A 26077-nucleotide genomic window follows, 5' to 3' on the forward strand; every position below is an offset into this window, starting at 1 on the left:
TGGCCAAGCCAGGTTCGATCAAGCCGCACAACCACTTCACCGGCGAGATCTACGTTCTGTCGAAAGATGAAGGCGGCCGTCACACCCCGTTCTTCAACAACTACCGTCCACAGTTCTACTTCCGTACGACTGACGTGACCGGTTCGATCGAGCTGCCAGCGGACAAAGAAATGGTTATGCCAGGCGACAACGTGTCGATCACCGTCAAGCTGATCAACCCGATCGCGATGGAAGAAGGTCTGCGTTTCGCTATCCGCGAAGGCGGCCGTACCGTTGGTGCAGGCGTTGTGGCGAAAATCATCGCCTAATTTTTAAGCGCTGATTGATACAGGGGCGGCGTGGTGTGATACCATGTCGCCCTTGCTGTACTTTCGTTCTTTTTAAAATGCTGGCGCTACAAAGTTGCCAGTTCGCTCTTTTAAGGAATTATCATGACCGTTACCAATCAAAAAATCCGTATCCGCCTGAAGGCTTTCGACTACAAGCTGATCGACCAGTCGGCCCTGGAAATCGTTGACACCGCCAAGCGCACCGGCGCCGTTGTCAAAGGCCCAGTCCCACTGCCAACCCGCATCCAGCGTTTCGACGTTCTGCGTTCGCCGCACGTCAACAAGACCTCGCGCGACCAGTTCGAAATCCGCACCCACCAGCGACTGATGGACATCGTCGACCCAACCGACAAGACCGTTGACGCCCTGATGAAGCTGGACCTGCCAGCTGGCGTTGATGTCGAAATCAAACTGCAATAATCGGTTTTAAGTTGGCAGCCCCGGCTGCCGGCTGACCACGGGCCCGCACGCGCAAGCGTCCGGGCCCGTGTTTTTTCTCAGGTCCAGGCCAGCATGCCGGCCGCCAGCGCCGGCGGCAGCTCGCCCAGTTTGTGGGCGCCGCCGCGGCGCGCCGGGCCTTGTTCGGTGAAGGGCCGCATCAGGTAGTGGCGCGCCATGGCGGCGCCGCCGATGGCGATCGCGTTGTGGCCGAAGTGCGGGGTGCGGATGGTGGGCGCCGGCAGGCCGGTGGCGCTGGCGCAGTCGTGCAGCACGTCGCGCCCCGGGCCGATGAAGCGTTCGCCCAGCCGCAGCGCGGCGCCGCCCACCACGATGCACATCGGATCGAACGCCACCCACAGATTATTCAGCAGCACGCCAAGGTTGCGCCCGGCCGCCGCTACCGCGCGCGCCGCGTGGGCATCGCCGGCTTCCGCTTCGGTGAACAGTTGTTCCAGCTGCTCCGGGGTCGATTGCGGCAGTTTGCCGTACACCTCGTCCAGCAGCGCTTGCAGCCCGATCAGCGCATCGGCGCAACCGCGCCGGCCGCAGGAGCAGGGCGGGCCGCCCTGTTGCAGGATGGTGTGGCCGACCTCGCCGGCGAAGCCGTACAGGCCGGTCAGCAGGCGGCCATTGACGATGATGCCGGCCCCCACGCCATAGCCGATGCTCAGATAGATCAGCGGATCGGTGCCGATCTGGCCGGAGAATTCCAGCTCGGCCAGCGCCGCCACATTCGCCTCGTTCTGGATGAACAGCGGCAGCTCGGCCAGCGGCGTGTCCTCAAAGTGGGCGCGCAACTGGCTGGCCACGTCGACATTGCGCCAGCCCAGGTGGGGCGCATAGTGCAGCACGCCGGTGGCGTCGTCCACCACGCCGTGCAGGCCGACGCCGACGCCCAGCACGGTGCGGCCTTGCAGCGCGCCACCGGTGCTCAGCTCGACCAGGCCCTGCGCCAGCAGGCCGATGCAGCCGCTGGTGTCGGTGACGTCGAGGTAGGGCAATTCCTGTTCGGCCAGCACCTCGCCCAGCAGGTTGGTGGCGACGATGCGCGCCATGCCGATGCCGAGGTCGGCGCCCAGCAGGGCCAGCCGCTCGCCATCGAGTTGCAGCGGGGTGGCGCGCCGGCCCAGCGCGCCGGTGGCGCGGATGTCGGTTTCGGTCAGCCAGCCTTCGTCCAGCAGCTCGCGCACCAGCAGGCTGACGGTGGATTTGGTCAGGCCCACGGTCTCGGCCAGCGCCGCGCGCGACAGGCCCGGCTCGCCGCTCAATTGGCGTACCAGGGCCATGCGGTTGATTTGCTTGAGTAACTGCTGGTCGCCGGCGACGATCATGGGGCTGGGTTCCGAAAGAGGGCGTCTGCGGATGATACACCAAGCTTGTCACACCGACTATCAATCTGCGGCCGGCGGAATTGAACCGCTTTGGTGCGCCGATACAACAGCTTGGGCCGATTCGGTGCGTAGTTTGTTCGACCGATTGACGAATGGAAGCGTTTCTCATATCCTCAACTTGTCTAATCAGTCACTAAGAACGTGTCGGACCAGCTTCTCAGGCGGGCATCACACCGTCGTCCGTGTTCTGCGGCGTCAGTACAGAACTACCCAGCAGTCAGTTTGAGTAGGATCAGCCCCGGCAGAGCAGCGCCGGAATAATCATAAATAAGGAGATGAAGTGCGTACTTCCATGAAAACGTTTTCAAAGGCGCCACGACAGCGCCGTCTGATCAGCCTGGCCGTGGCCGGCGCCTGTGCCGCATTTGGCGTGGCCCATGCGCAGCAGAGTGGCGGCGACGGCACCACCCAATCGGTGGTGGTGACCGGTATCCGCGCCAGTATGCAATCGACGCTCAACCTCAAGCGTAATTCCGATGGCATCGTCGACGGCATCGTCGCCGAGGACATGGGCAAGTTCCCCGACACCAACCTGGCCGAATCGCTGCAACGGATTTCCGGCGTGTCGATCGACCGCAGCAACGGCGAAGGTCAGAAGGTCACCGTGCGCGGCCTGGGCCCGGACTTCAACCTGGTGTTGCTGAACGGCCGCCAGATGCCGACCACCGACCTGAGCGACCTGTCGGGCCGCTCGTTCGACTTCTCCAACCTGGCGTCGGAATCGATCTCGCAGCTGCAGGTCTACAAGACCGGCCGCGCCGACAGCCCGAGCGGCGGCATCGGCGCCACCATCAACGTGGTGACCGGCCGTCCGTTCGACAATCCCGGCCTGCACGCCAGCGTCGGCGTGAAGGCGGTCAAGGACACCTCCAACGACCACGTGGTCGACGCCTTCAAGGGCAAGAGCGTGACGCCGGAAGTCTCGGGCATCTACTCCAACACCAGCGCCGACGGCCGCTTCGGCGTGGCCCTGAGCGGCAGCTACCAGTCGCGCGACTCGGGCGTCAACCGCGCCGGCCTGTTCAACGGCTACCAGGGCCCGTACCTGGGTTCGGCCGTGATCGATGGCCAGACCCTGCCGCAGCCCGGCCAGCCCGGCTCGCAGAACATCACCAACCGCCCGGCGCAGGACGCCCTGTATTCGATTCCGCAGAACTTCGGCTACAACTCGTCCGCCATCCAGCGTCAGCGCACCAACGGCCAGCTGACCTTCCAGTTCCGTCCGGTGAAAGAGCTGACCACCACGGTCGACTACACCTTCTCGGAAAACAAGATCCAGACCAAGCGTAGCGAACTGAGCGTGTGGTTCGCCCAGACCCCAACCTCGACCAGCACCTGGCCGAGCGGCCACGTGGTCAGCCCGCTGACCTACCAGGAAGTCTATCCGACGCCGCAGGATATCTCGGTGGTGGGCGGCGATTTCGCCACCAAGACCAAGAACAAGTCGCTGGGCTTCAACACCGTGTGGAAAGCCACGCCGGACCTGAAGGTGGAATTCGACGCCCACCACTCGACCGCCGAGTCGGGCGCCGACAGCCCGTTCGGTTCCGAAAACAACCTGTCCAACGCCAGCTTCAGCCGCGGCACCACCAAGATCGATTTCACCACCGAACTGCCGGTGCTGACCATGCCGGCCGCCAACCTGGCGGCGGCGCCGATCCAGGCGGCCGGTTCGTGGTTCCACAACAGCTACGAGAAATCGACCATCAAGCAGGCCCAGGCCAAGGCCAACCTGAAGCTGATGGAAGCGTCCGACCTGAACTTCGGCGTCAGCTACACCGACACCACCAACCGTTCCACCTATTCGAACGTGCAGAACAACACCTGGGGCGGCGCCACCAAGGCGTCGGACTATCCGGCCAATCTGTGGACCGCCAACCCGATGTCCTCGTTCTTCAACAAGCTGGGCGGTTCGAACTCGCCTAACCTGTTCGCCACCCTGTACAGCTTCGACTTCGCGCAGGTGCGCCAGGTGACCGCCAACGCGGTCGGCAACCAGGCCGCCTACCTGCCGAACATGACCAAGCCGGACACCGACCGCACCTTGCAGGAGAAGACCACCTCGGCCTACGCCTCGTTCAACACCGACTGGGACACCGCGATTCCATTCCACTCGTCGGTGGGCCTGCGCCTGGAGCGCACCAAGGTCAGCTCGGTGGCCCAGGTGCTGCCGGGCACCGCCGTGGTGTGGGTGGCGCAGAATGAATTACCGATCACCTTTGGCGGCCAGGCCTTCAGCAACACCGACGCCTCCTACACCAATGTGCTGCCGGCCCTCAACCTGGACGCCGACATCCGCAGCGACATGAAGCTGCGCGCCAGCCTGGGCACCACCATCGGCCGCGCCCGCTACGACCAGTTGCAGGGCGGCCTGACGCTGGGCACCATCGCCAACGTGTTCACCGGCGGCACCGCCTCGGTCGGCAACCCGGCGCTGAAACCGGTCAAGTCGAAGAACCTGGACCTGTCGTGGGAATGGTATTACGACAAGCAGAGCGTGCTGTCGCTGGCCTACTTCCGCAAGCAGATGGACAACTACGCCGGCCAGACGCTGGTGTCGCAGTCGCTGTACAACCTGCACACCCCGGTGGGCGGCAATTACTACAAGGCGGCGCTGGCCAGCGGCTGTACCGCGGCCGACACCAACTGCATCCGCAACTACATCCTGGGCAACTTCGACGGCCAGCCGGGCGTCAAGAAGACCGGCGTGAAGGCCGACGGCATGCTGGACGGCACCATCACCGGCCTGTCGACCGATCCGATCCTGAACTTCAACACCACCACCTACGCCAACCAGAAGTCGGCCGACGTCAGCGGCGCCGAGGTCAACGTGCAGCACATGTTTGGCCAGAGCGGCTTCGGCGTGCAGGCCAACTACACCTACGTGCACTCGCCGCTGAAATACAACAACGCCGACGTCAACGACCAGTTCGCGATTCTGGGTCTGAGCAATTCGGCCAACCTGGTGGGTATCTTCGAGAACAAGGAATGGTCGGTGCGGGTGGCCTACAACTGGCGCGATTCCTTCCTGGCCGCCACGGTGGACGGCAATGGCCGCGCGGCGCCGGTGTACACCGACGCCTATGGCCAGGTCGACCTCAGCGTCGGCTACAATTTCAACAAGAACCTGAGCTTCCAGGCCGAGGCCATCAACCTCACCGACCGCACCACGCGCCAGCACGGCCGTACCGAGGCGGCCACCCTGAATGTGACGCAGGCCGGACCGCGTTACATGCTGGGCCTGCGCTACAAGTTCTAAGCTTGATTGGTCGCTGAGTAAGTCCACGGGCCGCCGCTCCGGCGGCGGCCTGTTTTCTTGAGAGAATTCATGTCCGCCCGTTTCACCGCCATCGCCGAGATCGATTGCGCGCGCAGCGCCCAGCTGCGCGGCGACGACCGCCAGCCGCTGCCCGACGAGGTGCTGTGCTCGCCGGAGCCGCTGGTGCTGCGCGGCCTGGTGGCGCACTGGCCGCTGGTGCGGGCGGGACGCCAGTCGGCGCGCGCCGCCGACGCCTATCTGCGCCGCTTTTACCGCGACGCCACCGTGCTGGCCAGCCATCGCCCGCCCGGCAGCGACGGCCGCATTTTTTACAACGACGACCTGAGCGGGCTCAATTTCCACAGCCAGATGGTGCGCTTCGACCAGGTGCTGGACGCGCTGGCGGCCCACCTCGACGCGCCGGCGCCGCCCACCCTGTACGTGGGCTCGACCACCATCGACACCTGCCTGCCGGGCTTGCGCGCCGAGAACGACCTCAACCTGGGCGCGCGCGATCCGCTGGCCAGCCTGTGGATCGGCAACCGCACCCGCGTGCCGGCCCATTACGACTTGCCGGACAACCTGGCCTGCGTGGCGGCCGGCCGCCGCCGCTTTACCCTGTTCCCGCCGGAGCAGTTGAAGAATTTATATGTCGGGCCGCTGGATTTCACCCCGGCCGGGCAATCGGTCAGCATGGTCGACCTGCACCAGCCCGACCTGGAACGCTATCCGCTGTTTGCCGAGGCGCTGGCGCAGGCCCGGTCGGCCGAGCTGGAGGCGGGCGACGCGCTGTTCATCCCCAGCATGTGGTGGCACCACGTGGAGGGGCTGGAGCCGTTCAATCTGCTGATCAATTACTGGTGGCGCCAGTCGCCGGCCTGGATGGACACGCCATACAACGCCTTGCTGCTGGGCCTGATGACCATGCGCGACCTGCCGCCGGCGCAGCGCGCGGCGTGGCGCGAAATCTTCCGCCACTACGTGTTCGACAGCGACGGCAGCGAGGCGGCCCACCTGCCGCCGGCCGCGCGCGGACCGCTGGCGCCGCTGGACGAGACCGGCGCGCGCATGCTGCGCGCCCAGCTGCTGAACCGCCTGAACCGCTAGGTCGGGCTTGAACAGACTCTTGCAGTACTGAGAGGGGGAGGGGCGGGTCGTGCCGCCCCAACACTTGCGCAGGCCGCGCCGTCCCGGCGGCCTGTTTTTTTTCGTCCGCCAGTACGGTAGAGTAGCGCCCATGCTTGCCACCCTGGACCTTCACTTGTTAAATGGCGCCGCCCGTCCGGGCCTGCGCGGCGCGGCCCGCTTTGTGGCGGAATTCTGGTATTTCGGCATCAAGGAGGCGCGCGCCTGCCTGTTTGTGGCGCTGTTCTTTGCCGCCGTGTTCCTGGTGCCGCGCGCCGGCCTGTTCGGCTTGCCGCGCTACGACGTGCTGCTGGTGGCGGCGCTGGCGATCCAGGCATGGATGGTGTGGACCGGGCTGGAAACCGGGGATGAACTGAAAGCCGTCAGCCTGTTCCACGTGGTCGGCTTTGCGCTGGAGGTGTTCAAGACGTCGGGCGCGATCCAGTCGTGGAGCTATCCGGACTTCGCCTGGACCAAGCTGTGGGGCGTGCCGCTGTTTTCCGGCTTCATGTATGCGGCGGTGGGCAGCTACATCATCCAGGCCTGGCGCCTGTTCGACCTGCGGGTGCGCCACCATCCGCCACACTGGATGGCGGCCCTGATCGCCATCCTCATCTACGCCAACTTCTTCACCCACCACTATATCGGCGACTACCGCTGGTACCTGGCGGCCTGCGCGCTGGGCTTGTACGCCCGCACCACGGTGGTGTTCCGGCCGCTGGACCGCGAGCGCCAGATGCCGCTGCTGCTGGCCTTCGTGCTGATCGGTCTGTTCATCTGGCTGGCCGAGAACATCAGCACCTTCTGGGGCGTGTGGCGCTACCCCAATCAGGTTGGCGCCTGGGCCACGGTCCACGTCAGCAAGTGGAGCTCGTGGTCGCTGCTGGTCATCATGACCTTCACCATAGTGGCAAATTTGAAACATATCAAAGCCCGCATCCACGTGCCTGAGCACTAAATTGTGAAGAGGATTTGTGTTGCCTCAAATTGGGCACGGTGGCACGTGGTAGATTGGTTTTCTTATCGGTGTGGAGGCTCGTCATGACAACGCAGACCATACAACCATCAATGCTTGCCATGTTGGCAAATACGGAAAACGAGTTCAGCGTGTCCGCTCAGGCGCAGGACGATGGCTGGGTGGTGTATGTGCATGACAAACAGGGCGATCGCGTTTTGCTGGACCTGGAGGGCAAGGCGGCCGCTGTGTTTGATGCGCTGCGAGCTGTTGAGCAGCGTCTGTTTGCCTTGGGAATCGAGCAGTTCGAGATCAAGCGGCTGGAAAAAGAAAATGGCTATGACGATTGGTTATACGCCGAAGTGCGGGAGGCCCTGGACGATCCCGCGCCGCTGATTCCGCACGAGGAGGCCACGCGCCGGATTCGGGCGGCGATCAAGGTTAAATAATGGCGCCGCCGCGCCCGGTCCTATGGAGCCCGGCGGCGGTCAAGGACCCAAACCGGTACCCGCGAGTTACTGGTCCACGCTCATTACTTCGTGATCTATCGCGTTTTGCCTGAGGGCGTACAGGTTTTACGTATTAAGCATTCGGCAAGAAAAAGGCCGACCTGAGCCGCCTGCCAGCCCGCATGCCGCCGTGATGTGGCTGGCCGGCGCGGCGCGCCGTAAAAAACTGACATACCTCGTACAAAGCTGTTGCGTCAAGGGGCAAATCACAGTACACTAGCCGGCTTCGGTATGGATTCGTCTTTTTAATGGTCCGTACTATTTTTGTAGTTCAACATATCCCCGCCCAATCGTAGGTGGGAATTGGAGAAAAAATGAGCCTTGGCCTCCTCGGTCGCAAGGTTGGCATGATGCGTATCTTCACCGATGACGGGGACTCGATCCCGGTCACCGTGGTTGACGTATCGAACAACCGTGTTGCGCAAATCAAAACTCCTGAAACTGACGGCTATACCGCGGTTCAGGTCGCATTCGGTCAACGTCGCGCTTCCCGCGTGACCAAAGCTGTTGCGGGTCACCACGCTAAAGCCGGTGTTGAAGCTGGTACTCTGCTGAAAGAGTTCCGCGTTGACGCCGCCAAAGCTGCCGAACTGAAAGCTGGCGAAGTGGTCGCCGTGTCCCTGTTCGAAGTCGGTCAGAAAGTCGACGTCCAGGGCGTGACGATCGGTAAAGGCTACGCCGGTACCATCAAGCGTCACAACTTTGCTTCGGGTCGTCAGACCCACGGTAACTCCCGTTCGCACAACGTGCCAGGTTCCATCGGTATGGCGCAAGATCCAGGCCGCGTGTTCCCTGGTAAGCGCATGACCGGTCACATGGGTGACGTCACCCGCACCGTGCAGAATCTGGAAATCGCCCGTATCGACGCTGAGCGTTCGCTGCTGCTGGTCAAGGGTGCCATTCCTGGCGCCAAGAACGGTGAAGTGGTGGTTTCGCCTGCCGTTAAAGTTAAAGCAAAGAAGGGAGCTTAAACGATGGAACTCAAGCTCTTGAACGCTCAAGGTCAAGCCGCCGCTAACGTCGCCGCCGCCGATACCGTTTTCGGCCGTGACTACAACGAAGCGCTGATCCACCAGGTCGTCGTTGCTTACCAAGCCAATGCCCGCAGCGGCAACCGCAAGCAAAAAGACCGTGAAGAAGTCCACCACACGACCAAGAAGCCATGGCGCCAAAAAGGCACCGGCCGCGCTCGTGCAGGTATGTCGTCGTCGCCACTGTGGCGCGGCGGTGGTCGCATCTTCCCGAACTCGCCTGACGAGAACTTCACCCACAAAGTGAACAAGAAGATGTACCGCGCTGGCGTTTGCTCGATCCTGTCGCAGCTGGCCCGCGAAGACCGTCTGGTCGTGATCGAAGATCTGTCGATCGAAGCGCCAAAAACCAAGCTGCTGTCGCAAAAGCTGACCGGCCTGGGCTTCGACTCCGTGCTGATCATCACCGATAGCGCCAACGAAAACCTGGAACTGGCTTCCCGCAACCTGCCGAACGTGCTGGTTGTCGAGCCACGTCACGCTGACCCAATGTCGCTGGTGTTCTACAAGAAGACCCTGGTGACCAAGGCCGCGCTGGCTAAGATTGAGGAGATGCTGGCATGAGCGCATTGAAATTTAGCGAAGAACGCCTGCTGAAAGTACTGGTCGCTCCAGTCATTTCCGAAAAGGCCACCCTGGTCGCGGAAAAGAACGAGCAGATCGTGTTCCGTGTCACCACCGACGCGACCAAGCCAGAGATCAAGGCTGCCGTTGAACTGCTGTTCAAAGTCCAAGTGGAATCGGTGCAAACCGTGAACCGCGAAGGCAAGCAAAAGCGTTCGGGCGCCCACATCGGCCGCCGCAACCACACCAAGCGTGCTTTCGTGTGCCTGAAGCCAGGCCAGGAAATCAATTTCACCGAGGAGGCTAAATAATGGCACTCGTTAAGATGAAGCCAACCTCCCCAGGCCGTCGCGGCATGGTGAAAGTGGTGAACTCGGACCTGTACAAAGGCCGTCCGTTCGCCGCCCTGGTTGAGAAAAAATCGAAAACCGCCGGCCGCAACAACAACGGCCACATCACCACCCGTCACATCGGTGGTGGTCACAAGCAGCACTATCGCGTGATCGACTTCAAGCGTAACAGCAAGGACGGTATCCCGGCGAAAGTGGAACGTATCGAATACGATCCTAACCGTACCGCGCACATCGCTCTGCTGTGCTACGCCGACGGTGCCCGCGCCTACATCATCGCCACCAAAGGCATGGCGGTGGGCGACACCGTGATGAACGGTTCGGAAGCGCCGATCAAGGCCGGTAACTGCCTGCCGATCCGCAACATTCCAGTCGGTACCATCATGAACTGCGTCGAAATGCTGCCAGGTAAAGGTGCCCAGATGGCCCGTACCGCCGGCGCCGGCGTGGTGCTGATGGCGCGCGAAGGCACCTACGCTCAAGTGCGTCTGCGCTCGGGTGAAGTGCGCCGCGTGCACATCGAGTGCCGTGCCACCGTGGGTGAAGTCGGCAACGCCGAGCACTCGCTGCGCAAGATCGGTAAGGCCGGTGCCATGCGTTGGCGCGGTGTTCGTCCTACCGTCCGCGGTGTGGTGATGAACCCGATCGACCACCCGCACGGTGGTGGTGAAGGCCGTACCGCAGCTGGTCGTCATCCAGTATCGCCATGGGGCCAGCAGACCAAGGGTAAGAAGACGCGCTCGAACAAGCGCACTTCTTCGATGATCGTCTCGCGCCGCGGTAAGAAATAAGGATAAATCATGACTCGTTCATTGAAAAAAGGGCCGTTCTGTGACGCCCACCTGGTGAAAAAAGTCGAAGCCGCGCAAGCGTCCAAAGACAAAAAGCCAATCAAAACCTGGTCCCGTCGCTCGACCATCATGCCTGACTTCATCGGCCTGACGATCGCTGTTCACAACGGCAAGCTGCACGTGCCTGTGTACGTTTCCGAGAACATGGTTGGTCACAAGCTCGGTGAATTCGCGCTGACCCGCACGTTCAAGGGCCATGCCGCTGACAAGAAGGCGAAGAAATAATGGAAACCAAAGCTATCCTCAAAGGCGTGCGCCTGTCGGACCAGAAGGGCCGCCTGGTTGCTGACCTGATCCGTGGCAAGAAAGTTGACGCCGCGCTGAACATTTTGCAGTTCAGCCCGAAAAAAGGCGCCACCATCATCAAGAAAGTGCTGGAGTCGGCCATCGCCAACGCCGAGCACAATGACGGTGCCGACATCGACGAACTGTTCGTGAAAACGATCTACGTCGAAAAGGGCCCGATCCTCAAGCGCTTCACCGCGCGTGCAAAGGGTCGTGGCGATCGTATCTCGAAACAATCGTGTCACATTTACGTGACCGTCGGTAACTAAGGAGCCACGATGGGTCAGAAAATTCATCCAACTGGTTTCCGCCTGGCGGTAACCCGTAACTGGGCTTCGCGTTGGTACGCTGGCAATGGTAACTTTGCCGACATGCTGAACGAAGACTTGAAAGCACGTACCTACCTGAAAACCAAGCTGAAGAACGCTTCGGTCGGCCGCATCGTCATCGAGCGTCCAGCCAAGAACGCGCGTTTCACCATCTACAGCTCGCGTCCGGGCGTGGTGATCGGCAAGAAGGGCGAGGACATCGAAGTTCTGAAGTCGGCCCTGGGCAAGATCATGGGTGTGCCGGTGCACGTGAACATCGAAGAAATCCGCAAGCCGGAAATCGATTCGCAGCTGATCGCTGACTCGATCGCCCAGCAGCTCGAAAAACGTATCATGTTCCGCCGCGCCATGAAGCGCGCCATGCAGAACGCGATGCGCCTGGGCGCCCTGGGCATCAAGATCATGTCGTCCGGTCGTCTGAACGGCATCGAGATCGCCCGTACCGAATGGTACCGCGAAGGCCGTGTGCCACTGCACACCCTGCGCGCCGACATCGACTACGGCACCTCGGAAGCTTCGACCACCTACGGCATCATCGGCGTCAAGGTTTGGGTCTACAAGGGTGACCGTTCGGCCACCGGCGAAGCACCTGTGATCGACACCCCGGCTGAAGAGAAAAAGCCACGTGGCCCACGTCGTGAAGACGGCAAGCCAGCTGGCCGTCCACGTCCAGCTGGTGGCGCCCGTCGCGCTGCCAAGCCGGCTGAGAAAGCAGGAGAATAACCATGCTGCAACCAGCACGCAGAAAGTATCGTAAAGAGCAGAAAGGCCGCAACACCGGCATTTCGCACACCACCGGCACCAACGTGTCGTTTGGCGAGTTCGGTCTGAAGGCCGTGGCCCGTGGCCGTATCACTGCCCGTCAGATCGAAGCGGCGCGTCGTGCCATGACCCGTCACATCAAACGTGGCGGCCGTATCTGGATCCGCGTTTTCCCGGACAAGCCGATTTCGAACAAGCCGGCCGAAGTCCGTATGGGTAACGGTAAGGGTAACCCGGAATACTACGTCGCTGAAATCCGCCCAGGCAAAGTCCTGTACGAGATGGACGGCGTCGCAGAAGAACTGGCGCGCGAAGCATTCCGCCTGGCCGCTGCCAAACTGCCACTGGCTACCACCTTCGTGGTGCGCCAGGTCGGCCAATAACAGGAGTGAACTATGAAAGCATCTGAACTCCGCGGCAAAGACCAGGCAGCTCTGGAAAAAGAGCTGAACGATCTGTTGAAGGCGCAATTCGGCCTGCGTATGCAAACCGCTACGCAACAGCTGAGCAACACCTCGCAGCTCAAGAAGGTACGTCGCGACATCGCACGCGTAAAAACGGTATTGAACACGAAGGAAGCAAAATGACCGAGCAAGTAAAGCTGAAGCGCACGCTGATCGGTAAAGTTGTGTCCGACAAGATGGACAAAACCGTTACCGTTCTGATCGAACGTCACGTGAAGCACCCTCTGTATGGCAAGATCATCGTCCGCAGCGCCAAGTACCACGCGCACGACGAGACCAACCAGGTGAAAGCCGGTGACACGGTGGAAATCGCGGAAGGTCGCCCGATCTCCAAAACGAAGGCATGGACCGTGACCCGCGTGGTGCAAACCGCGCAAATCGTTTAATTGACAAGATTGCCGCCCCCACCCTGGTGGGGGCGGCGTTTTGCAATTAGTTCTTGCAAGCCCGCGAGTTGTGTGTAATACTCGTGGGCTTCGTTCATGTAACGCCGCAAAGTGTCTGGCCACAGACGCTGAACCGTGCGGTCAGTATGCAGTACGAAGGTCAAGCACCCAAGCAGTGGGCTCAGCAGAGCCTGCTGGCGGGACCAAGACTGACCGCAGGTCCGCATTGTGTGGATTCTTCGGCTTAAGTTGGGAAAGAGAATATTATGATTCAAACTGAAAGCCGGCTCGAAGTAGCCGACAACACCGGTGCCAAGGAAGTCATGTGCATCAAGGTGTTGGGCGGTTCCAAGCGCCGTTATGCTGGCATTGGCGACGTGATCAAAGTAACCGTCAAGGTTGCTCAGCCACGCGGCCGTGTCAAAAAAGGTGAAATTTATAACGCCGTGGTAGTGCGCACCGCTAAGGGTGTGCGCCGCCAGGACGGTTCCCTGGTGAAGTTCGACGGCAACGCCGCCGTGCTGCTGAACGCCAAGCTGGAACCGATCGGTACCCGTATCTTCGGACCAGTGACCCGCGAACTGCGCACTGAGAAGTTCATGAAGATCGTGTCCCTGGCACCGGAAGTCCTGTAAGGAGTCAGTAATGGATAAGATTCGTAAAAACGACGAAGTCATCGTTCTGGCCGGTAAAGACAAGGGCAAGCGTGGCGTAGTTTCGCGTCGTGTTGACGCTGAACACGTTGTGGTTGAAGGCGTCAACGTCGCTAAAAAAGCGACCAAGCCGAACCCAATGACTGGCGTACAAGGTGGTATCGTCGATAAGACCATGCCGATTCACGTGTCCAACGTGGCGTTGTTCAACGCCGCGACTGGCAAGGCAGACCGTGTTGGTTTCAAGGAAGTGGATGGCAAGAAAGTCCGCGTCTTTAAATCGTCCGGCGAAGTAGTGAAGGCTTAAGAAATCATGGCACGTCTCCAAGAATTCTATAAAGAAAAGGTCGTCGCCGACCTGACCGCGAAATTCGGTTACAAATCGGTGATGGAAGTTCCACGTCTGACCAAGATCACCCTGAACATGGGTCTGTCGGAAGCGGTCGCGGACAAGAAGATCATTGAACACGCCGTCGGCGACCTGACCAAGATCGCCGGTCAGAAGCCCGTGGTGACCAAGGCCCGCAAGGCAATCGCCGGCTTCAAGATCCGTGAAGGCTACCCGATCGGTACCATGGTGACCCTGCGCGGCGCCCGCATGTACGAGTTCCTCGACCGCTTCATCACCGTGGCCCTGCCGCGCGTGCGTGACTTCCGCGGTGTGAATGGCAAGGCCTTCGACGGCCGCGGCAATTACAACATCGGTGTGAAAGAGCAGATCATCTTCCCTGAGATCGAGTACGACAAGATCGATGCGCTGCGTGGTATGAACATTTCGATCACCACCACCGCTAAGACCGACGACGAAGCGAAAGCTCTGCTCGCCGCCTTCAAATTCCCGTTCAGGAACTAAGAGATCATGGCAAAACTCGCACTGATTAACCGTGAACAGAAACGTGCTGACCTGGTAGCCAAGTTCGCTGCCAAGCGCGCCGCTCTGAAGGCCATCATCGATGACCAGAACAAGTCGGAAGAAGAGCGTTACGAAGCGCGCCTGAAACTGCAGGCCCTGCCACGTAACTCGGCGCCAACCCGCCAGCGCAACCGCTGCCAGGTCACCGGTCGTCCGCGCGGCACCTTCCGTAAATTCGGTCTGGGCCGTATCAAGCTCCGTGAATTCGCCATGCGTGGCGAGATTCCGGGTATGACTAAAGCTAGCTGGTAATAGGAGAATAAGCAATGAGTATGAGCGATCCTATCGCCGATATGCTGACCCGCATTCGCAACGCCCAGGGCGTTCAAAAAACGACCGTGGCCATGCCATCGTCGAAAGTCAAAGTAGCGATTGCCAACGTCCTCAAGGACGAGGGTTACATTGAAGATTTCGCTGTCGCCGAAGCCGGTGGCAAGTCGGAACTGAAAATCGGTTTGAAGTACTACGTAGGCCGTCCTGTTATCGAGCGTCTGGAGCGCGTGTCGCGTCCAGGTCTGCGCGTGTACAAAGGCAAGGACGAAATCCCAACGGTCATGAATGGCCTGGGTGTAGCAATCGTGTCGACCCCGCAAGGCGTGATGACCGATCGCAAAGCACGCGCTACCGGTGTCGGCGGCGAAGTGATTTGCTTCGTGGCTTAAGGAGTAAGACATGTCCCGTGTAGCTAAAATGCCTATCGCTGTGCCAGCTGGCGCCGAAGTCGCCATCTCCGCAGCAGCGATCACCGTCAAGGGCCCGCTGGGCGTCCTGACCCAGGCCCTGAACGGCCTGGTAAAAGTAGAAAACAATGCTGGCACCCTGAGCTTCGACCCTGTCAACGACAGCCGCGAAGCGAACGCCATGTCCGGTACGCTGCGCGCGCTGGTCAACAACATGGTGACCGGCGTGACCAAGGGCTTCGAGAAAAAGCTGAACCTGGTTGGCGTGGGCTACAAAGCCCAGGCCCAGGGCGACAAGCTGAACCTGTCGCTGGGTTTCTCGCACCCGGTCGTGCACGCCATGCCAGAAGGCGTGACCTGCGCCACCGCCACCCCGACCGAGATCGTCATCAAAGGCATCGACCGTCAAAAAGTGGGTCAGGTAGCAGCAGAAGTTCGTGCTTACCGCGCTCCTGAGCCTTACAAGGGCAAGGGCGTCCGTTATTCGGACGAGGTGGTGAAGCTTAAAGAAACCAAGAAGAAGTAATTAGGGGCTGACGATGGATAAAAAAGAATCTCGTCTGCGCCGCGGACGTCAAACCCGTATCAAGATCGCGCAACTGAAAGTGAACCGCCTGTCGGTGCACCGCACCAACCTGCACATTTACGCGAACCTGATCTCCCCGGAAGCCAAAGTGCTGGTTTCGGCCTCGACCGTGGAAGCGGAAGTGCGTGCCGAGCTGGCTGGCAAGTCGGGCAAGGGTGGCAACGCCGCTGCCGCCGCACTGGTCGGCAAGCGCGTAGCAGAAAAAGCACTGAAAGCCGGTATCACCGAAGTCGCCTTCGACCGTTCCGGTTTCCGTTATCACGGCCGTGTGAAGGCGCTGGCAGAAGCCGCGCGTGAAGCCGGTCTGAAGTTCTAAGGAACGATCATGGCAAAAATGCAAGCAAAAATGGCAAGCGACAAGCCGGACGATGGCATGCGCGAAAAAATGATCGCGATCAACCGCGTGACCAAAGTGGTCAAGGGTGGTCGTATCATGGGCTTCGCCGCGCTGACCGTAGTGGGTGACGGCGATGGCCGCATCGGCATGGGCAAGGGCAAGTCGAAAGAGGTACCAGTCGGTGTGCAGAAGGCAATGGAAGAAGCCCGCCGCAACCTGATCAAGGTGCCACTGAAGAACGGTACCCTGCACCACACCGTGATGGGTCGCCACGGCGCCTCGAAAGTGATGATGTCGCCTGCCAAGCCAGGTACCGGCGTCATCGCTGGCGGCGCGATGCGCGCGATCTTCGAAGTGATGGGCGTTACCGACGTGGTCGCGAAATCGACCGGTTCGAGCAACCCGTACAACCTGGTCCGCGCCACCCTGGACGGCCTGGCGAAACTGAACACTCCTGCTGACATCGCTGCGAAACGCGGCAAGTCGGTGGAAGAGATCCTGGGCTAAGGTGAACCACATGACTACGAAAACCGTCAAAGTACAACTGGTGAAAGGCCTGATCGGCACCCGCCAGGATCACCGCGCCACCGTTAAAGGTCTGGGCCTGCGTCGCGTCAACTCGGTCGCCGAGCTGCAAGACACCCCATCGGTACGCGGCATGATCAACAAAGTCTCGTATCTCGTTAAAGTAGTTGCGTAAGCCCCGGCTTACTCACGGAGAAATCATGGAACTGAATACCATTCAACCAGCTGACGGCGCCAAGCACTACAAGCGTCGCGTCGGCCGCGGTATCGGCTCCGGCCTGGGTAAAACCGCGGGCCGCGGCCACAAGGGTCAGAAATCGCGTTCGGGCGGCTTCCACAAAGTCGGCTTCGAAGGCGGTCAGATGCCTCTGCAACGTCGTCTGCCTAAGCGCGGTTTCAAGTCGCTCAACGCCACCTTCAAAGCCGAAGTGCGTCTGTCCGACCTGAACAACCTGGCGGTCGGCGATGTCGACATCCTGGTGCTGAAACAAGCTGGCGTACTGAGCGTGCTGGCACGCGACGTGCGCGTCATCCTGTCCGGCGAGATCACCAAAGCGGTGAACCTCAAAGGCCTGAAAGTGACCGCTGGCGCGAAAGCCGCCATCGAAGCAGCCGGCGGCTCGGTAGCTTGAGCCACCGCTAACAGCTTGATCGGAGCGAAAATTGGCGACTAATCCACAATTGGCTAAAAGTGCAGCGGCTGGTTTCCCCTGGGGCCGGCTCTGGTTCCTGCTTGGCGCATTGGTGGTTTATCGTATCGGCGCTCACATCCCGGTTCCCGGGATCGATCCGGTACAATTGGCCGCGCTGTTCAAGTCGCAAGAGGGGGGCATCCTGGGCATGTTGAACATGTTCAGCGGTGGCGCTCTCGCGCGCTTCACGGTGTTTGCGCTGGGTATCACGCCGTACATCTCGGCCTCGATCATCATGCAACTGGTGTCGATCGTCTCGCCGCAGATGGAAGCGTTGAAGAAGGAAGGCGAAGCAGGCCGACGCAAGATCACGCAGTACACCCGTTACTTCACGGTGGTGCTGGCGTCGTTCCAGGCGCTCGGCATCGCGGTGGCCTTGGAGTCGCAGGCGGGCCTGGTGCTGGACCCAGGCTACGCATTCCGTTTCGTGACGGTCGTTACGCTGTTGACCGGCACCATGTTCGTGATGTGGTTGGGCGAGCAGATTACCGAGCGCGGTCTCGGTAACGGCATCTCGATCATCATCTTCGCGGGTATCGCGGCCGGTCTGCCGGGCGCACTGGGTGGCCTCGGCCAGTCGGTGAGCAACGGTTCGATCAACGCGCTGTCGGCGATCATCATCATGATCCTGGTGGTGGCGGTGACGTTCCTGGTGGTATTCGTGGAACGTGGCCAACGCAAGATCCTGGTCAACTATGCGAAACGCCAGGTGGGTAACAAGATTTACGGTGGACAAACCTCGCACCTGCCATTGAAGTTGAACATGGCCGGCGTGATTCCACCGATCTTCGCTTCGTCGATTATCTTGTTCCCGGCTACGATCGTGGGCTGGTTCACCACCGGCGCCGATACGGCTAATCCGGCGGTCCGGTTCCTGAAAGATTTGGCCGCATCGATGGGGCCAGGCGAGCCCATCCACGCACTGTTGTACGCCATTGCAATCGTGTTCTTCTGCTTCTTCTACACCGCGCTGGTCTTTAACAGCAAGGAGACGGCAGACAACTTGAAGAAGAGCGGGGCCTTTGTGCCAGGGATCCGTCCCGGTGAGCAGACTGCCCGTTACATCGACAAGATCCTGACGCGATTGACTTTGGCTGGCGCCATCTACATCACTTTGGTGTGTTTGTTGCCGGAATTCATGGTAGCCGAGTGGAAGGTACCGTTCTATTTTGGTGGTACTTCTCTGTTGATTATTGTGGTTGTGACCATGGACTTCATGGCCCAAGTACAAAACTACGTGATGTCGCAGCAATATGAAACGCTGCTGCGCAAAGCAAACTTCAAAGGCGGAATTCCGACGCGATAAGCGCGGTTTCACATACACCGAATGGCAAAAGACGACGTCATACAGATGCAGGGCGAGATCCTGGAAAATCTCCCTAATGCAACATTTCGAGTAAAGCTGGAAAACGGGCACGTGGTGCTGGGACATATTTCAGGTAAAATGCGGATGAACTATATCCGCATCCTGCCTGGCGATAAGGTGACGGTCGAACTGACACCTTACGACCTGTCCCGCGCCCGCATTGTGTTCCGGACCAAGTAATTTTAGATAATCGAACCTTAGAAGAGAGTTCATCATGAAAGTTAACGCCTCAGTCAAGCGGATCTGCCGCAACTGCAAGATCATCAAGCGCAAGGGCGTTGTTCGCGTAATCTGCGTCGAACCACGTCACAAGCAGCGTCAAGGTTAATAACCGTTATTTATCGAGGAATAACGAATGGCACGTATTGCAGGGGTTAATATCCCAAATCATCAGCACACCGTTATCGGCCTGACCGCCATCTACGGTGTTGGCCGTCCACGCGCGAAGTTCATCTGCGCGCAGACCGGTATTGCGACCAATAAAAAGGTCAAAGACCTGGACGACAGCGAACTGGAAAAGCTGCGCGATGAAGTAGCAAAATTCATCGTCGAAGGCGATCTGCGTCGCGAACTGTCCATGAACATCAAGCGTTTGATGGACCTGGGCTGCTACCGCGGCATGCGTCACCGTAAGGGCCTGCCGGTCCGCGGTCAACGCACCCGCACCAATGCACGTACCCGCAAGGGCCCGCGCAAAGCCGCTCAATCGCTCAAGAAATAATCTAGGGAAATCACATGGCTAAGCAACAAAGCAGCGCAGCAGCAGCTCGCGTACGCAAGAAGGTCAAGAAGAACGTTGCCGAAGGTATCGCACACGTTCACGCTTCCTTCAACAACACCATCATCACCATCACCGACCGTCAGGGCAACGCTCTGTCGTGGGCGACCTCGGGTGGTGCTGGCTTCAAGGGTTCGCGTAAATCGACCCCGTTCGCAGCGCAGGTTGCTGCTGAAGCCGCTGGTAAAGTCGCGATCGAATGCGGCGTGAAGAACCTGGAAGTGCGCATCAAGGGCCCAGGCCCAGGCCGTGAATCGGCTGTGCGCGCGCTGAACAACCTGGGCATCAAGATCACCGAGATCCAGGACGTGACGCCAGTTCCACACAACGGCTGCCGCCCTCCAAAGCGTCGTCGTATCTAATGGCCGGACCGGCGCTGCCGGTTCTGCTGTTACACAATAAAGCTGGTGCAGGAAGCCGGAGACGGCTATACTGCCCGGCTATTGTCGTCTGTCTCGCACAGACTCAAGCCACGTCTGGCTCATCGCAGACCAGACTAGCGTTCAGCCGCGCGTGCGGTTGGGACGTCATTATTTAAAAAAGGAAAGCACCGTGGCACGTTATATCGGACCAAAAGCAAAACTCTCCCGCCGTGAAGGCACCGACCTGTTCCTGAAGAGCGCCCGCCGCTCGCTGGACAGCAAATGCAAACTGGACGTCAAGCCAGGCCAACACGGCGTGAAATCGGGCGCCCGTACCTCGGACTACGGCAACCAGCTGCGCGAAAAACAAAAAGTGAAACGCATGTACGGCGTGCTGGAACGTCAGTTCCGTCGCTACTTCGCGGAAGCCGACCGCCGCAAGGGCAACACCGGCGAAACCCTGCTGAAGCTGCTGGAAGCCCGTCTGGACAACGTTGCATACCGCATGGGCTTCGGCTCGACCCGCGCTGAAGCGCGTCAGCTGGTATCGCACAAAGCCTTCACCGTGAACGGCAACGTGGTGAACATCGCTTCGTACTCGGTCAAAGTGGGCGACGTGATCGCTGTGCGCGAAAAAGCCAAGAAACAAGTGCGTATCCTGGAAGCCCTGTCGCTGGCTGAACAAGTTGGCATGCCAGCCTGGGTGTCGGTTGATGCCAAGAAAATGGAAGGCACCTTCAAGTCCCTGCCAGAGCGCAACGAGATCGCCGCTGACGTCAACGAATCGCTGATCGTCGAACTGTACTCGCGTTAATCTGTAGTCTAAGTAGCACTAAAACCCGCCCGCTTATTCAAGCGGGCGTTTTCACTAATGCCATCAGCCTTATCGGCTTAACGCGCCGAGGGTATTGAAAAGGACATTTACATGCAAAACAGCCTGTTGAAACCACGTATTATCGATGTCGAGGCGCTGGGCGCCGGTCACGCCAAAGTCGTGATGGAACCGTTCGAACGCGGCTACGGCCACACCCTGGGCAACGCGCTGCGCCGCGTCCTGCTGTCGTCCATGATTGGCTACGCGCCAACCGAAGTGACCATCGCCGGTGTGGTGCACGAGTACTCGTCGCTGGACGGCGTGCAAGAGGACGTGGTTGACCTGCTGCTGAACCTGAAGGGCGTTGTGTTCAAAGTGCACAACCGCGACTCCGTCACCCTGACCCTGAAAAAAGAAGGCGAAGGCGCCGTGCTGGCGTCGGACATCGATCTGCCACACGACGTGGAACTGATCAATCCGGACCACGTGATCGCTCACCTGACCGCCGGCGGCAAACTGGACATGCAGATCAAGGTCGAAAAAGGCCGTGGCTATGTACCAGGCAACGTGCGTCGCCTGTCGGAAGACACCAACAAAACCATCGGCCGCATCATCCTGGACGCGTCGTTCTCGCCAGTGCGCCGTGTGTCGTACTTCGTTGAGTCGGCCCGTGTGGAACAGCGTACCGACCTGGACAAGCTGATCATCAACATCGAAACCAACGGCGTGATCTCGCCGGAAGAAGCGATCCGTCAATCGGCGCGCGTGCTGGTGGATCAACTGAACGTGTTCGCTGCCCTGGAAGGCACCGAAGCCGCCGCGGAAGCGCCATCGCGTGCACCGCTGGTCGATCCGATCCTGCTGCGTCCAGTGGACGATCTGGAACTGACCGTGCGTTCGGCCAACTGCCTGAAAGCGGAAAACATCTACTACATCGGCGACCTGATCCAGCGTTCGGAAAACGAACTGCTGAAGACCCCGAACCTGGGCCGCAAGTCGCTGAACGAGATCAAGGAAGTCCTGGCTTCCCGTGGTCTGACCCTGGGCATGAAGCTGGAAAACTGGCCGCCTGCTGGTCTGGAAAAATAACAGATTGGGGGCCGGTGCTGGACATCGCGCAGCGATGTTCTGCCTGGCGCCAACTGATTTGCAGTACCGCCCGTGGCATGTCGCCGCGGGCGTTTATCACTTAAACCGGCCCGCGTCGTTGACGATCGAAGAGCTCGGATTTAAACATCATCGAAAGGAAGTACCATGCGTCACCGTCACGGCCTCCGTAAACTGAACCGTACCTCGTCCCACCGTCTGGCTATGCTGCGCAACATGACCGTATCGCTGCTGCGTCACGAAGCCATCAAAACCACGCTGCCAAAAGCGAAAGAACTGCGCCGCGTAGTTGAGCCTATCCTGACCCTGGGCAAGACCGACACCCTGGCTAACAAGCGTCTGGCATTCTCCCGTCTGCGCGACCGCGAAATCGTAGGCAAACTGTTCTCGGAACTGGGCCCACGCTACGCTGCACGTAACGGCGGCTACCTGCGCATCCTGAAAATGGGTTTCCGCGTTGGCGACAACGCTCCAATGGCTTACGTTGAGCTGCTGGACCGTCCAGAAGTCACCGCTGTAGAAGACGCACCAACCGCTGAGTAATCAGCCGGTCGTCCCGCAGTACTGAAAAGCCAGGCTCAGCCTGGCTTTTTTTTTCGCCTTTCGTTTGACATTTGAATGAGAATCGTTATCATTCATCTTTTGTCTGACTTAGCGAGAGAACTGCCATGCGCGCCTTCTGGACTCTGGTACACCGATACCTTGGCCTGCTGACTGCCGGATTTTTGTTCATCAGCGGCATCACCGGCGCCGTGATTTCGTGGGACCACGAGCTGGACGACCTGCTCAATCCCCACTTGATGGAGGCCCACACGCCGGGTACGCCGCAGCCGACGCTGGCCTTGGTGCGGCAGCTGGAGGCGCGTTATCCGCAGGTGCAGGTGTCGTTTGTGCCGCTCCAGCTGGAGCCGGGCGAAGCGATCGCCTTTGGCGTTACCGCGCGCGTGGATCCGGTCACGCAAAAACGCTACGAACCCGGTTTTAATCAGGTATTCGTCGACCCCGTCAGCGGCACCGAGTTAGGCAAGCGCGAATGGGGCGCGGTCTGGCCGATTACCAAAGAGACTTTTGTTTCCTTCCTGTACCGTCTGCATTACACCTTGCATATTCCCGAAATGTGGGGCATCGACCGCTGGGGTATCTGGCTGATGGGCGGGATAGCGATTATCTGGGTAATTGACAGTTTTGTCGGCTTTTACCTCACCCTGCCATTGCACCGTCAAAACGCCAATAAAACCTGGATGCAGCGCTGGAAACCGGCCTGGAAAGTTCGCTGGAATGGCGGTGGTACTAAACTGAATTTCGATCTGCACCGCGCATTTAGCTTGTGGACGTGGATCTTATTATTTATTCTGGCCTTTACTGCTTTCTCACTGAATTTATACAGCGAAGTGTTTTATCCGGTGATGAGCAAAATTTCGAAAGTCACGCCGACGCCATTCGATACTCGTCCAATAGCCGATATTCATAAACCCTACGTGCCCACCGTCGGTTATGCCCAGGTTATTGCGGCCGCCAGTGCCGAAGCTACGCAGCGCAAATGGGAGGAGCCGGTCGGCAGCGTGTTTTATACCAGTGCCTTCGATGTATATGGCGTGAGTTTCTATAAACCCGGCGACGACCATGGCTCTGGCGGCGTCGGCCCGGCGTATTTATATTACGACGGCGCCGGCAAATTGCTGGGGGAGCGCTTGCCGTGGAAAGGTACGGCGGCGGATATCTTCGTGCAGGCGCAATTCCCGCTGCATTCTGGCCGCATTCTCGGCCTGCCTGGTCGCATCCTGATTTCCTTCATGGGTGTGGTAGTGGCCATGCTGAGCGTGACCGGTGTCATCATCTGGTGGCGCAAGCGCGCGTCCCGCGTGGTGACGGCGGAACGGCGCGCTGGGGAACTGGCGGGAGCCTAGGGCTATACATGCCAGAAATTGGCATGTATAAACCATTTTTGAGTCTGACTTACTTCAAACGACGGTCACCGGCGGCCTTGAATTCGGAACCGGGATTCCAGGTTGGCGTGACGCCTTGGGCGATATCAAGGCCCACCTGGAACAGTAGCTGGATATCCTGCACGCCGCCGCTGAAATCCCAATCCTTGCGGAAAGCGTCAGTCGGCTGGTGATAATCATGGGTGAAATAATTATCGACCACTTCACGCGCGTAATTCTCCGGTTTATCCAGATAGCGGCTGCGGGCTTTGGTATATAAAACCGGCACACCGGCACGGGCGAATTCCAGCTGGTCGGCACGATAGAAACTGCCGAGCTCCGAGCGGCTATCCTTTTCCATTGAACGGCCTTGCGATCTGGCGTATTTCTCCAGCAAACCATCGATACTGGAATGGCCGGAGGTCACGTTTTCAATCTGCGCGGTTTTACCCCAGGCGTTAATACCATCGATATTGATATTGGCGACGGTGTTTTTCAGCGGATAGAGTGGATGCGCTGCATAATATTTCGCGCCCAGCAGGCCTTTTTCTTCCGCCGTGGTGGCGATAAACAGAATCGAGCGTTTTGGTGCTTTTGGCAGGGCTTTATAAGCTTTGGCCAATTCCAGCAGCGCGGCGACGCCAGAGGCATTATCCAGTGCGCCGTAATAAATCTTCTTGCTGTCCGAATCAACACCAAGGTGATCCCAGTGGGCGCTATAAATGACGTATTCATTTTTCAGCTTGGGATCGCTGCCTTCGATTTTAGCCACCACGTTTTTAGAATCGACGTTGCGCGAGATATTCTCGATTTTAAAATCAGCCGTGCCTTTCAGGCTGACCGGGCGGAAGTCCCTGGTTAAAGCCTGTTTTTTCAGCGTGTCGAAATCGTAGCCGGCGGCCGCCATCATGGCTTTGGCTTTATCGAGTTGAATCCAGCCCGGCACTGGCGGCGCGTCCGGGTCGTCGCCGTTGCGCGTCAGGCTGAAGTTCTCGGCCACGCCGCCGCTGCGCACCACTTCCCATGGATAGGCGGCCGGTTTCGTTTCATGAATGATGATGGCGGCGGCCGCGCCCAGTTTGGCGGCGATTTCGTATTTGTAAGTCCAGCGGCCGTAATACGTCATGGCCTTGCCCTTGAACATGGCCGGGTCCAGTTCGGCCGGATTGTTCGGATCGGGGATGGGCGGATCGTTGATCAGCATCAGGATGGTTTTGCCGCGCACGTCGACGCCCTTGTAATCGTCCCAGCCATATTCCGGCGCCTGCACGCCGTAGCCAACAAACACGATTTCCGAATGGTTGACGTTGACCGTGTCCGGCTGGCTGGTCGAATGGGCAACATAGTCGGTCGGGAAATTCAGCGCCACGGTCTGGCCGCCGATGGTGTAGCTGAAGCTCGGTGTCGGCTTCTGGCCGCGCATGGGCACGGCTTGCACCCACGAGCCGTCCGGATTGCCCGGCTTCAGGCCCAGCTTTTTGAACTCCTGCTGGAGGTAGGCCACGGTTTTGGCTTCGCCAGCGGTGCCCGGGGCGCGGCCCTCAAACTCGTCGGACGCCAGGGTTTTGATGTGTTCCAGCAGGTCCTTGGACGATACGGCGTTCAGGGCCTTGGCCGGCGCCTGCGCCAGCGCGGGCAGGGCGGTCAGCGCGAGGGCGGACAGCAGGAGAGGGCGGAAAGAGGGCATGGGCTTGCTCCACGGGTTGAAAGGGCCGAGTTTCGCATAAATCAAGCTTTTAAGGCCTTGCTCAGGCGGGAAAAACGCGCTCGGTGTACTATGCTGTTGCTCCAATGATCAGCTCTCCGAGAGAACAACTTCATGTCCCGATTCGCCCGTTTTGTCGCGCCGCTGCTGGCGCTGATTGCGCTCCTGTGCCAACCCGTTCGCGCGGAGGATTTTCTTGATCCGTCCGAAGCGTTCAAGTTCTCGGCGCGTATGGTGGATGGGCATACCGTGGCGGTGACGTTCCAGATCGCCGATGGCTATTACATGTACCGCGAGCGTTTCAAGTTCAGCGCGCAGGGCGCCAAACTGGGCGCCCCGCAAATCCCGCCGGGCAAGGTGCATTACGATGAGACCTTCGCCAAGGACGTGGAGACGTATCGCAAGAGCGTGACCGTCACCATGCCGGTGGACGTCAACGGCGCGTTCACGCTGCTGGCGACCGGGCAGGGCTGCTCGGACAAGGGACTGTGCTACGCGCCGCAGGATTACAAAGCCTCGCTGACCGGCAGCGGCTCCGTACCGCTGCCAGCCGCCGCGGGCGCAACGCCCGCGCCAGCAGCTGCGGCCGCGGCGGCCGCTGCG

General features: G+C 59.7%; 38 protein-coding genes. 36 read left to right on the top strand and 2 right to left on the bottom strand.

The genetic code is table 11. From position 1 onward, the window contains the following. Positions 1-308 (top strand): EF-Tu C-terminal domain-related protein (locus tag GM676_RS29180; protein WP_155465259.1); only part of this gene is annotated, 308 nt, incomplete at its 5' end. A gap of 123 nt (positions 309-431) precedes the next feature. Next, positions 432-749: a 30S ribosomal protein S10 gene (gene rpsJ / locus GM676_RS29185; RefSeq protein WP_072786805.1), complete on the top strand. Its 318-nt coding sequence runs from the start codon at positions 432-434 to the stop codon at positions 747-749. Positions 750-826: 77 nt separating this feature from the next. Here the strand turns inward: rpsJ and GM676_RS29190 are convergent, their stop codons facing one another. Continuing rightward, positions 827-2101, bottom strand: a complete 1275-nt coding sequence (locus GM676_RS29190; protein ID WP_155467977.1) for an ROK family transcriptional regulator — start codon at positions 2099-2101, stop codon at positions 827-829. A gap of 352 nt (positions 2102-2453) precedes the next feature. Between GM676_RS29190 and GM676_RS29195 the strand changes: the two genes are divergently transcribed. The 33 genes from GM676_RS29195 (at position 2454) to GM676_RS29355 (ending at position 23751) form a co-directional block, all read left to right on the top strand. Beyond that, complete coding sequence (locus GM676_RS29195; protein WP_155467980.1) at positions 2454-5420, top strand: TonB-dependent receptor; 2967 nt, start codon at positions 2454-2456, stop codon at positions 5418-5420. Positions 5421-5489: 69 nt separating this feature from the next. Continuing rightward, complete coding sequence (locus GM676_RS29200) at positions 5490-6527, top strand: cupin-like domain-containing protein (protein ID WP_155467983.1); 1038 nt, start codon at positions 5490-5492, stop codon at positions 6525-6527. 130 nt (positions 6528-6657) lie between these two features. Next, positions 6658-7503, top strand: a complete 846-nt coding sequence (locus GM676_RS29205; protein WP_155467985.1) for a DUF817 domain-containing protein — start codon at positions 6658-6660, stop codon at positions 7501-7503. Positions 7504-7586: 83 nt separating this feature from the next. Then, positions 7587-7949 (top strand): antitoxin PaaA2 family protein, encoded by a 363-nt coding sequence (locus tag GM676_RS29210; RefSeq protein ID WP_155467987.1) that lies wholly within the window; start codon positions 7587-7589, stop codon positions 7947-7949. 374 nt (positions 7950-8323) lie between these two features. Further along, positions 8324-8980: a 50S ribosomal protein L3 gene (gene rplC / locus GM676_RS29215; protein WP_155467989.1), complete on the top strand. Its 657-nt coding sequence runs from the start codon at positions 8324-8326 to the stop codon at positions 8978-8980. 3 nt (positions 8981-8983) lie between these two features. Beyond that, complete coding sequence (rplD, locus tag GM676_RS29220) at positions 8984-9604, top strand: 50S ribosomal protein L4 (RefSeq protein WP_155467991.1); 621 nt, start codon at positions 8984-8986, stop codon at positions 9602-9604. Beyond that, a complete protein-coding gene (gene rplW / locus GM676_RS29225) occupies positions 9601-9915 on the top strand; it encodes a 50S ribosomal protein L23 (protein ID WP_072786811.1) in 315 nt (104 codons plus the stop codon). Before rplD ends, rplW begins: the two co-directional genes overlap by 4 nt. Continuing rightward, positions 9915-10745, top strand: coding sequence for a 50S ribosomal protein L2 (rplB, locus tag GM676_RS29230; protein WP_155467993.1), 831 nt, complete (start codon positions 9915-9917; stop codon positions 10743-10745). Before rplW ends, rplB begins: the two co-directional genes overlap by 1 nt. A gap of 9 nt (positions 10746-10754) precedes the next feature. Beyond that, positions 10755-11030 carry a 30S ribosomal protein S19 gene (gene rpsS, locus GM676_RS29235; RefSeq protein WP_155436392.1) on the top strand — a complete coding sequence of 92 codons (276 nt, stop codon included), beginning with the start codon at positions 10755-10757 and terminating at the stop codon, positions 11028-11030. Continuing rightward, on the top strand, positions 11027-11359 hold the full coding sequence (rplV, locus tag GM676_RS29240) for a 50S ribosomal protein L22 (RefSeq protein ID WP_174864456.1): 333 nt from the start codon (positions 11027-11029) through the stop codon (positions 11357-11359). Before rpsS ends, rplV begins: the two co-directional genes overlap by 4 nt. Before the next feature lie 9 nt (positions 11360-11368). Further along, positions 11369-12142 (top strand): 30S ribosomal protein S3, encoded by a 774-nt coding sequence (gene rpsC, locus GM676_RS29245; protein WP_155467995.1) that lies wholly within the window; start codon positions 11369-11371, stop codon positions 12140-12142. Between the two features lie 2 nt (positions 12143-12144). After that, on the top strand, positions 12145-12564 hold the full coding sequence (rplP, locus tag GM676_RS29250) for a 50S ribosomal protein L16 (protein WP_135205161.1): 420 nt from the start codon (positions 12145-12147) through the stop codon (positions 12562-12564). 12 nt (positions 12565-12576) lie between these two features. Next, positions 12577-12768: a 50S ribosomal protein L29 gene (gene rpmC, locus GM676_RS29255; RefSeq protein WP_155467997.1), complete on the top strand. Its 192-nt coding sequence runs from the start codon at positions 12577-12579 to the stop codon at positions 12766-12768. After that, positions 12765-13031, top strand: a complete 267-nt coding sequence (rpsQ, locus tag GM676_RS29260; RefSeq protein ID WP_155467999.1) for a 30S ribosomal protein S17 — start codon at positions 12765-12767, stop codon at positions 13029-13031. The genes rpmC and rpsQ overlap by 4 nt, the downstream gene beginning before the upstream one ends. A 266-nt stretch (positions 13032-13297) precedes the next feature. After that, positions 13298-13666, top strand: a complete 369-nt coding sequence (gene rplN, locus GM676_RS29265) for a 50S ribosomal protein L14 (RefSeq protein WP_050409761.1) — start codon at positions 13298-13300, stop codon at positions 13664-13666. A 10-nt stretch (positions 13667-13676) separates the two neighbouring features. Then, positions 13677-13991: a 50S ribosomal protein L24 gene (gene rplX, locus GM676_RS29270; RefSeq protein ID WP_092280168.1), complete on the top strand. Its 315-nt coding sequence runs from the start codon at positions 13677-13679 to the stop codon at positions 13989-13991. 6 nt (positions 13992-13997) lie between these two features. Next, a complete protein-coding gene (gene rplE / locus GM676_RS29275; protein WP_155468001.1) occupies positions 13998-14537 on the top strand; it encodes a 50S ribosomal protein L5 in 540 nt (179 codons plus the stop codon). Between the two features lie 6 nt (positions 14538-14543). Next, on the top strand, positions 14544-14849 hold the full coding sequence (rpsN, locus tag GM676_RS29280; RefSeq protein ID WP_155468003.1) for a 30S ribosomal protein S14: 306 nt from the start codon (positions 14544-14546) through the stop codon (positions 14847-14849). Positions 14850-14863: 14 nt separating this feature from the next. Beyond that, positions 14864-15259, top strand: coding sequence for a 30S ribosomal protein S8 (gene rpsH, locus GM676_RS29285; protein ID WP_155468005.1), 396 nt, complete (start codon positions 14864-14866; stop codon positions 15257-15259). A gap of 10 nt (positions 15260-15269) precedes the next feature. After that, a complete protein-coding gene (rplF, locus tag GM676_RS29290; RefSeq protein WP_155468007.1) occupies positions 15270-15803 on the top strand; it encodes a 50S ribosomal protein L6 in 534 nt (177 codons plus the stop codon). 13 nt (positions 15804-15816) lie between these two features. After that, the gene (rplR, locus tag GM676_RS29295) at positions 15817-16179 is read left to right on the top strand and encodes a 50S ribosomal protein L18 (protein WP_154379308.1); all 363 of its coding nucleotides are present in this window, start codon (positions 15817-15819) and stop codon (positions 16177-16179) included. A gap of 9 nt (positions 16180-16188) precedes the next feature. Beyond that, positions 16189-16707, top strand: a complete 519-nt coding sequence (gene rpsE, locus GM676_RS29300; protein WP_155468009.1) for a 30S ribosomal protein S5 — start codon at positions 16189-16191, stop codon at positions 16705-16707. Positions 16708-16717: 10 nt separating this feature from the next. Next, a complete protein-coding gene (gene rpmD / locus GM676_RS29305) occupies positions 16718-16900 on the top strand; it encodes a 50S ribosomal protein L30 (protein ID WP_155468011.1) in 183 nt (60 codons plus the stop codon). A 25-nt stretch (positions 16901-16925) separates the two neighbouring features. Beyond that, entirely contained in the window at positions 16926-17357 is a 432-nt protein-coding gene (rplO, locus tag GM676_RS29310) for a 50S ribosomal protein L15 (protein ID WP_092280158.1), read from the top strand. Positions 17358-17388: 31 nt separating this feature from the next. Continuing rightward, positions 17389-18723: a preprotein translocase subunit SecY gene (secY, locus tag GM676_RS29315; protein ID WP_155468013.1), complete on the top strand. Its 1335-nt coding sequence runs from the start codon at positions 17389-17391 to the stop codon at positions 18721-18723. Between the two features lie 21 nt (positions 18724-18744). Continuing rightward, positions 18745-18963, top strand: a complete 219-nt coding sequence (infA, locus tag GM676_RS29320; RefSeq protein WP_005663428.1) for a translation initiation factor IF-1 — start codon at positions 18745-18747, stop codon at positions 18961-18963. A gap of 34 nt (positions 18964-18997) precedes the next feature. Next, on the top strand, positions 18998-19111 hold the full coding sequence (rpmJ, locus tag GM676_RS29325) for a 50S ribosomal protein L36 (protein WP_005663407.1): 114 nt from the start codon (positions 18998-19000) through the stop codon (positions 19109-19111). A 27-nt stretch (positions 19112-19138) separates the two neighbouring features. Next, a complete protein-coding gene (gene rpsM / locus GM676_RS29330) occupies positions 19139-19504 on the top strand; it encodes a 30S ribosomal protein S13 (RefSeq protein ID WP_072786826.1) in 366 nt (121 codons plus the stop codon). A gap of 14 nt (positions 19505-19518) precedes the next feature. Beyond that, positions 19519-19923, top strand: a complete 405-nt coding sequence (rpsK, locus tag GM676_RS29335) for a 30S ribosomal protein S11 (protein WP_072786827.1) — start codon at positions 19519-19521, stop codon at positions 19921-19923. Positions 19924-20113: 190 nt separating this feature from the next. Further along, positions 20114-20737 (top strand): 30S ribosomal protein S4, encoded by a 624-nt coding sequence (gene rpsD / locus GM676_RS29340; RefSeq protein ID WP_176645905.1) that lies wholly within the window; start codon positions 20114-20116, stop codon positions 20735-20737. A 111-nt stretch (positions 20738-20848) separates the two neighbouring features. After that, positions 20849-21826: a DNA-directed RNA polymerase subunit alpha gene (locus tag GM676_RS29345; RefSeq protein WP_072786829.1), complete on the top strand. Its 978-nt coding sequence runs from the start codon at positions 20849-20851 to the stop codon at positions 21824-21826. Positions 21827-21991: 165 nt separating this feature from the next. Further along, positions 21992-22387: a 50S ribosomal protein L17 gene (gene rplQ / locus GM676_RS29350; RefSeq protein WP_155468015.1), complete on the top strand. Its 396-nt coding sequence runs from the start codon at positions 21992-21994 to the stop codon at positions 22385-22387. A 125-nt stretch (positions 22388-22512) separates the two neighbouring features. Then, positions 22513-23751 carry a PepSY-associated TM helix domain-containing protein gene (locus GM676_RS29355; protein ID WP_155468017.1) on the top strand — a complete coding sequence of 413 codons (1239 nt, stop codon included), beginning with the start codon at positions 22513-22515 and terminating at the stop codon, positions 23749-23751. 49 nt (positions 23752-23800) lie between these two features. On the opposite strand, the gene GM676_RS29360 is transcribed toward GM676_RS29355, so the two are convergent. Beyond that, positions 23801-25456: a M20/M25/M40 family metallo-hydrolase gene (locus GM676_RS29360; RefSeq protein ID WP_155468019.1), complete on the bottom strand. Its 1656-nt coding sequence runs from the start codon at positions 25454-25456 to the stop codon at positions 23801-23803. Between the two features lie 132 nt (positions 25457-25588). Between GM676_RS29360 and GM676_RS29365 the strand changes: the two genes are divergently transcribed. Then, positions 25589-26077: protein-disulfide reductase DsbD N-terminal domain-containing protein (locus tag GM676_RS29365; protein WP_211923316.1), on the top strand; the 489-nt coding region annotated here is incomplete at its 3' end.

The organism is Duganella radicis (assembly GCF_009720825.1).
In the GTDB taxonomy this organism is placed as follows: Bacteria; Pseudomonadota; Gammaproteobacteria; order Burkholderiales; family Burkholderiaceae_D; genus Rugamonas; species Rugamonas radicis.

Coding starts and splice junctions, on each gene's coding strand:
- rpsJ (WP_072786805.1), top strand. CDS start 432: ATGACCGTTACCAATCAAAAAATCCGTATCCGCCTGAAGGCTTTCGAC.
- GM676_RS29190 (WP_155467977.1), bottom strand. CDS start 2,101: ATGATCGTCGCCGGCGACCAGCAGTTACTCAAGCAAATCAACCGCATG.
- GM676_RS29195 (WP_155467980.1), top strand. CDS start 2,454: ATGAAAACGTTTTCAAAGGCGCCACGACAGCGCCGTCTGATCAGCCTG.
- GM676_RS29200 (WP_155467983.1), top strand. CDS start 5,490: ATGTCCGCCCGTTTCACCGCCATCGCCGAGATCGATTGCGCGCGCAGC.
- GM676_RS29205 (WP_155467985.1), top strand. CDS start 6,658: ATGCTTGCCACCCTGGACCTTCACTTGTTAAATGGCGCCGCCCGTCCG.
- GM676_RS29210 (WP_155467987.1), top strand. CDS start 7,587: ATGACAACGCAGACCATACAACCATCAATGCTTGCCATGTTGGCAAAT.
- rplC (WP_155467989.1), top strand. CDS start 8,324: ATGAGCCTTGGCCTCCTCGGTCGCAAGGTTGGCATGATGCGTATCTTC.
- rplD (WP_155467991.1), top strand. CDS start 8,984: ATGGAACTCAAGCTCTTGAACGCTCAAGGTCAAGCCGCCGCTAACGTC.
- rplW (WP_072786811.1), top strand. CDS start 9,601: ATGAGCGCATTGAAATTTAGCGAAGAACGCCTGCTGAAAGTACTGGTC.
- rplB (WP_155467993.1), top strand. CDS start 9,915: ATGGCACTCGTTAAGATGAAGCCAACCTCCCCAGGCCGTCGCGGCATG.
- rpsS (WP_155436392.1), top strand. CDS start 10,755: ATGACTCGTTCATTGAAAAAAGGGCCGTTCTGTGACGCCCACCTGGTG.
- rpsC (WP_155467995.1), top strand. CDS start 11,369: ATGGGTCAGAAAATTCATCCAACTGGTTTCCGCCTGGCGGTAACCCGT.
- rplP (WP_135205161.1), top strand. CDS start 12,145: ATGCTGCAACCAGCACGCAGAAAGTATCGTAAAGAGCAGAAAGGCCGC.
- rpmC (WP_155467997.1), top strand. CDS start 12,577: ATGAAAGCATCTGAACTCCGCGGCAAAGACCAGGCAGCTCTGGAAAAA.
- rpsQ (WP_155467999.1), top strand. CDS start 12,765: ATGACCGAGCAAGTAAAGCTGAAGCGCACGCTGATCGGTAAAGTTGTG.
- rplN (WP_050409761.1), top strand. CDS start 13,298: ATGATTCAAACTGAAAGCCGGCTCGAAGTAGCCGACAACACCGGTGCC.
- rplX (WP_092280168.1), top strand. CDS start 13,677: ATGGATAAGATTCGTAAAAACGACGAAGTCATCGTTCTGGCCGGTAAA.
- rplE (WP_155468001.1), top strand. CDS start 13,998: ATGGCACGTCTCCAAGAATTCTATAAAGAAAAGGTCGTCGCCGACCTG.
- rpsN (WP_155468003.1), top strand. CDS start 14,544: ATGGCAAAACTCGCACTGATTAACCGTGAACAGAAACGTGCTGACCTG.
- rpsH (WP_155468005.1), top strand. CDS start 14,864: ATGAGTATGAGCGATCCTATCGCCGATATGCTGACCCGCATTCGCAAC.
- rplF (WP_155468007.1), top strand. CDS start 15,270: ATGTCCCGTGTAGCTAAAATGCCTATCGCTGTGCCAGCTGGCGCCGAA.
- rplR (WP_154379308.1), top strand. CDS start 15,817: ATGGATAAAAAAGAATCTCGTCTGCGCCGCGGACGTCAAACCCGTATC.
- rpsE (WP_155468009.1), top strand. CDS start 16,189: ATGGCAAAAATGCAAGCAAAAATGGCAAGCGACAAGCCGGACGATGGC.
- rpmD (WP_155468011.1), top strand. CDS start 16,718: ATGACTACGAAAACCGTCAAAGTACAACTGGTGAAAGGCCTGATCGGC.
- rplO (WP_092280158.1), top strand. CDS start 16,926: ATGGAACTGAATACCATTCAACCAGCTGACGGCGCCAAGCACTACAAG.
- infA (WP_005663428.1), top strand. CDS start 18,745: ATGGCAAAAGACGACGTCATACAGATGCAGGGCGAGATCCTGGAAAAT.
- rpmJ (WP_005663407.1), top strand. CDS start 18,998: ATGAAAGTTAACGCCTCAGTCAAGCGGATCTGCCGCAACTGCAAGATC.
- rpsM (WP_072786826.1), top strand. CDS start 19,139: ATGGCACGTATTGCAGGGGTTAATATCCCAAATCATCAGCACACCGTT.
- rpsK (WP_072786827.1), top strand. CDS start 19,519: ATGGCTAAGCAACAAAGCAGCGCAGCAGCAGCTCGCGTACGCAAGAAG.
- GM676_RS29345 (WP_072786829.1), top strand. CDS start 20,849: ATGCAAAACAGCCTGTTGAAACCACGTATTATCGATGTCGAGGCGCTG.
- rplQ (WP_155468015.1), top strand. CDS start 21,992: ATGCGTCACCGTCACGGCCTCCGTAAACTGAACCGTACCTCGTCCCAC.
- GM676_RS29355 (WP_155468017.1), top strand. CDS start 22,513: ATGCGCGCCTTCTGGACTCTGGTACACCGATACCTTGGCCTGCTGACT.
- GM676_RS29360 (WP_155468019.1), bottom strand. CDS start 25,456: ATGCCCTCTTTCCGCCCTCTCCTGCTGTCCGCCCTCGCGCTGACCGCC.